The organism is Saccharothrix sabaoui, assembly GCF_051756985.1.
Lineage (GTDB): Bacteria > Actinomycetota > Actinomycetes > Mycobacteriales > Pseudonocardiaceae > Actinosynnema.
Genome location: NZ_JBPKJK010000319.1, coordinates 1 through 2,969, shown reverse-complemented (window position 1 = coordinate 2,969; position 2,969 = coordinate 1). Strand labels below are relative to the sequence as shown.

Below are 2,969 nucleotides of genomic sequence, written 5' to 3'. Positions count from 1 at the left end.
TCCTCGCCGGCGTTGGTGGCCGCCGCCGCTGCCGCCGAGTAGGCGCGCGCCGCCTGCTGACCGGCGAGTGACGCGGCCGTGGCGGCACGGGAGGCGGCGTTGGCCGCCACCCACGCAGCGTTGCTGGCCGCGTTCGCCGCGCCGACCGCGTCCCGGGCGGCGTTCGCGGCACTGGCCGCGGCATCGGCGGCGCGACCGGCCTGGCGCGCGGCTTCCTCCGCGTTGCCCTGGGCGTTCTGCGTGGCCTGGCGGGCCTTCTCGGCCACCTCCTTCGCCAGCTGCGCCTCGCGCACCGCGCGGTCGGACGCCTGCTTGGCGGCCTCGGTCTCGCGCATCGCCTGGTCACCGGCGTCCTGCGCGACGCCCGCCAGCTCCGCGACCGACGCGAGTTCGAGGTCACGGGATTGGGCGATGGCGAAGTCGTGGTCGATGAACTGGGTGAACGCGGCGATGGTGCCCTCGTCGAGCACCTGCTGCGCCTTCTCCCGCACCCGCGGGCCGCCGACCGCCCGGAGCTGGTTGACGCGGATGCGGAGGTCGAGCTGGTGCGGCGCCTCCCAGTCGGTGTCCAGGAACCGGCGCATCACCTCCGAGGAACCGGAGTCGAGCGCCTCCTGCGCTTCCTGCCGCAGGTTCGGTCCCGCGGTGTACTGCATCTGGTTGACCCGGACCCGCAGGTCCAACGCCTGCTCGGCGGGCACCCCGCTGTCGAGGAACGCGCGAAGCGCCTCGCCGGTGCCGGCGTCGAGCGCCCGCTTGGCGGCCGCCTCGACGGCGGGTCCCCCGGCGTTCAGGAGCCGGACGACCCGCTGCCGGTCGTCCTCCTCGGCCGCGCGCTGCCAACCGTTCGCCAGGAACCCGCTGATCTGGGCGTCGGTGCCGATGAGCACCTTCTCGGCTTCCGCCCGCAGCACCGGCCCGGCGACGCGCCACACTTCGACGAGCCGTTCGCGGTCGGTGGCCGTCGACGTGCTCGCCGGCGGTTCCTCCTGGGCGACGGCACCGTTCGGCGGCACCACCAACAACGTCGAGACGAGCGCTGTGACCAGCGCGAGGGCAGTTCTCCGCCTACCCGTACGGATCTTCACCACATTCCCCCTCCAGCACGGGGGCCACCTCGCGCGAGGTGGCCCCCTGTTCACGGTGCGATCTCCCGGCACCGGTTCGCGCCGGGCACGGTGGCCCGACCAGGCCCGACCGGCTTGCCGGCGACCGCCGTCAGCGGAGTGGCACCCACTCCGACGACGGCGGTCCCGCGTCTCACGCGATCTCTTCCCAGACCTGGTCGGCGTAGTTGGGCTCGCAGATCTGCTCGGTCACCTCGGCGCCGTTGTTGGGCGTGCCGTGCCACACGGCCAGGCACAGGCCCGTCACGGCGTTGCGCAGCTGCACGCCGTTCGACAGGCGGTTGACCTGCCACGCCTGGAGCCCGTTCGCGGCGTTGCAGTCCTGGACCGGCACCGTCGTGCCGTAGGTGTCCGCGGTGGTCCGCGCCGAGATGCAGCGGTCGGAGACCGGGTTGCGCAGGGCGAAGCCGCCGGTGACCGGCTTCAGCTCCCACGCCTGGTCGTAGTACTGCGGGAAGCAGTCGTACTGCTTGACCGTGGTCCCGGCCTGGGGCTCGAAGGAGAACTGGATCATGCAGCGGCCCGTGTAGCGGTTCTTGAACATCGCGGTGCGGCCGCCGATCTGCTGACGGACCCAGCTGTCGAGGTCGTCCACGCGGCTCGCGGTCCCCCCGGTGCGGGTGTCGGTCTCGCCGAAGCAGCCGCCCTGCCACGACCTGCTGCCGACCGCGACGAGTTCGGCGACGCCGTTGGCCTCCCGCACCAGCGGGGCGCCCGCGTCCCCCTTGCACAGGCCGGTACCGGACACGCCGGTGATCGCCAGTTCACCGGCGGTCGACGTCCCCGCGGAGAACGACGAGGCGTGGAGCGCGTCGTTGGCGAACGTCTGCCGGGTGCGGCCCCACCCCACCGCCTTGAGCACCTCGCCGGTCGTCGCCGCGGCCGTCGCCAGCTTGAGCTTGGGCAGTTCCATGACGGGGTACTTCAGCCGGGCCAGCGCCAGGTCCCGGTCCGCGCGACGGGCGACCTGGGTGACCTGGCGGGTGACACCGGTGGTCTGGCCCGCCAGGGTGCGGCCGATCGCGATGTCGACCGCCTTGCCCTCCGGCAGGCAGCTGCTCGCGGTGATCACCCAGTACGGGTCGACCAGCGTGCCGGTGCAGCTCAGCTCCGAGCCGACGGTGATCTTCGCGACGTAGGGGCGCGCGCCGTCGGCGACCGGGGTGCCGTCGACCACCGCGGCGGCGGGCACCGTCAAGGCCGCGCCGGCGAGGGCCACGGCGGCGACTGCGAGGAAACGCTTCTTCACGGCTTGATCTCCAGTCGCAGAAGGGTCGAGGGTTCGCCACCGGGGACGCCGATACCCACCTGGGCGCTGCCGTCCGGGTCGAGTTCGACGGTCTTGCGCTGGCCGGACTCGCCGATCACCTCGGCCGTGCCCTTGTGCCCGGCGCCGGGTGCGCGGCCGTCGCCGCGGATCTCGAACACGTCGGGCAACATCAGCGTCAGGTAACCCGAGGCGCCGGTCACCTTGAAGCAGACCCTGCCGTCCTCCTGCATGCCGACGGACAGGTCCGACGAGTACACCTCGATCAGCTGCACCGGGCCGCTCGGCGGCTGCGAGCAGTCCGCGTAGATCACGTGCCCGTCACCGGAGACCAGTTTGACGTTGTCCTCGACCTCGATCCGGTCTCTGCCTGGATAGGCGAAGTCCTCCACCAGTGACTGCTGCTCGTCGGCGGCGATCGTCTGGTCGGCCTGCGCCGCGAAGACGCCACCCGACACCACCGCACCGGCCGCCAAGGCGGTCACAACAGCGCGCGACCACGATTTCATGCGTCGATACCTCCGGTTTTCGTTGATTTCGGGCAGGGGGCTGCCCGGGGATCTCCACGTCGAAAT

Annotated in this window: 3 protein-coding genes; all 3 read right to left on the bottom strand. The window is 72.2% G+C overall.

Going from position 1 to position 2,969, the window contains the following annotated elements; genetic code table 11:
- The coding region (locus ACR807_RS41515) for an ALF repeat-containing protein (RefSeq protein ID WP_438927047.1) at positions 1-1,088 on the bottom strand (1,088 nt) is incomplete at its 3' end.
- Positions 1,089-1,260: 172 nt separating this feature from the next.
- A complete protein-coding gene (locus ACR807_RS41510) occupies positions 1,261-2,376 on the bottom strand; it encodes a trypsin-like serine protease (protein ID WP_438927046.1) in 1,116 nt (371 codons plus the stop codon).
- On the bottom strand, positions 2,373-2,969 hold a 597-nt coding region (locus ACR807_RS41505), incomplete at its 5' end, for a hypothetical protein (protein ID WP_438927045.1). The genes ACR807_RS41505 and ACR807_RS41510, both read right to left, overlap by 4 nt.